The sequence below is a fragment of the Deinococcus sp. genome (genome assembly GCF_030523985.1).
GTDB lineage: Bacteria > Deinococcota > Deinococci > Deinococcales > Deinococcaceae > Deinococcus.
This window is the reverse complement of record NZ_JAUNHK010000009.1, coordinates 1-1,505: the sequence shown is the minus strand read 5'-3', so window position 1 is coordinate 1,505 and position 1,505 is coordinate 1. Positions and strand designations below refer to the sequence as shown.

Annotated in this window: 1 protein-coding gene and 1 pseudogene; one reads left to right on the top strand and one right to left on the bottom strand. The window is 70.1% G+C overall.

Going from position 1 to position 1,505, the window contains the following annotated elements; genetic code table 11:
- A pseudogene (locus Q4C89_RS02735) lies at positions 1 to 642 on the bottom strand (hypothetical protein); the annotation flags it as partial.
- 142 nt (positions 643 to 784) lie between these two features.
- Between Q4C89_RS02735 and Q4C89_RS02730 the strand changes: the two are divergent.
- Complete coding sequence (locus Q4C89_RS02730) at positions 785 to 1,339, top strand: DNA-3-methyladenine glycosylase (RefSeq protein ID WP_303101117.1); 555 nt, start codon at positions 785 to 787, stop codon at positions 1,337 to 1,339.
- Positions 1,340 to 1,505: the final 166 nt, after the last annotated feature.

Below are 1,505 nucleotides of genomic sequence, written 5' to 3'. Positions count from 1 at the left end.
CACTATCCAGCGCGAGCGGGTCGGGGCGATGCCGAAGTCGTACATCCCCTGGGTGCAGGCCTGGGCCAGTGCGCCGGACACACCGCTGGTGGTCACGTCCCAGTAGCGGTAGCGTTCGGCCATGTAGCCCTGGGCGTTCAGGGCGGCGGCGTGTCCCGTTCCGCTGGCAATCGCGGCGGCGGCGCGGTGCAGGGCAGCGTTTTGCTGCTGGGGCGCGGCACAACTGGTCACGAAGGGCGGCAGAGGCCAGGGAGCCGTCTCCAGGACGGGCAGCGGGCGGGATTCCGTGACCACCGGGGCCGCAACGGGAGCGGGCGGAGCCGGGACGAGAGCCGCCGCTGGGGTCGTCACGGGCAGCGGTACGGGAGGGGCCGGAGCCACGACCGGAGCGGGTGCAGCGGCTTGCGGTATGACTGGGGCAGGCGCAGGCAGGGGAGCCGGAGTGGGGCTGGGTGGAGGAACGGGGCTGGGCGCTGGCGGCGGAGTCGGCGTCAGCGGAGCCGGGCCGAGGGGCAGGGCCGGAATGGGTGGAACCGTCGGAAGGGATGGAGCCACCGGGGCGGGCGCAGGTGCGGCGCGGGGAACGACGACCTGTCCGGCCGCTGTCCCGCACAGCAGCAAAAAGGCACAGAGGGAACGCATGGGCCTAGCCTAAACGCTCAGGGTGACGGTCTGATGGGTCGCGTCTGGGTCAGTGCGCCACAATCGGGGGGTGCTGCCTCCTTCCTCACTGCCCCTGACCGACCACGCCGAAGCGGTGGCCCACCTCTCGCGTGACCCGGTGATGGCGCAGGTCATTGCCCTGTGCGGGGAACTGACCGTGCTGCCGCCCACCCCTGACCCCTTCGGGCGGCTGGTGCGGAGCGTGGCCGGGCAACAGGTCAGCGTGAAGGCGGCGCAGGCGGTGTATGGCCGACTGGAAACGCGGCTGGGCGCGGTCACTCCGGCGGCCCTGCTCTCCGTGACGGGAGACGACCTGCGCGGCGCGGGGCTGTCGTGGGCCAAAGTCCGCACGGTGCAGGCCGCCGCCATCGCTGCCGAAACCGGGCAAATCGACTTCGCGCACCTGAGCGGGCAGCCCGACGAGACGGTGGTGGCCGAACTGGTGCAGCTTCCCGGCATCGGGCGCTGGACGGCGGAAATGTTTCTGCTGTTCGCGCTGGCGCGGCCCGACGTGTTCAGTTACGGCGACCTCGCGCTGCGGCAGGGGGTGGAGCGGCTGTATCCGGGGAAGGACTGGCGGGAGGTGACGGCCCGCTGGTCGCCGTACCGTTCGCTGGCCTCGCGTTACCTGTGGGCGAACAACGCCCGGATGCGGGCGGGCGGAGCGCCGCTTTGAGAGGTCATACGGCTTCGAAAAATAGTTTGGGCATCCAAACTGTTTTTCCGAGCAGAGCGAGTGGAAGAAAAAGCGGGGCTGGGCGACGCGGACTTGCAAAGCTGCGAAGCAGAGCACATTCGGGCGCTTTCCTCGGATGTGCGGAGTAAAGCCCAGTCCCGTATCA

Bases quoted from the DNA above. Each gene is read 5' to 3' on its own strand.
- Q4C89_RS02730 (WP_303101117.1), top strand. From the start codon at position 785: ATGGCGCAGGTCATTGCCCTGTGCGGGGAACTGACCGTGCTGCCGCCC.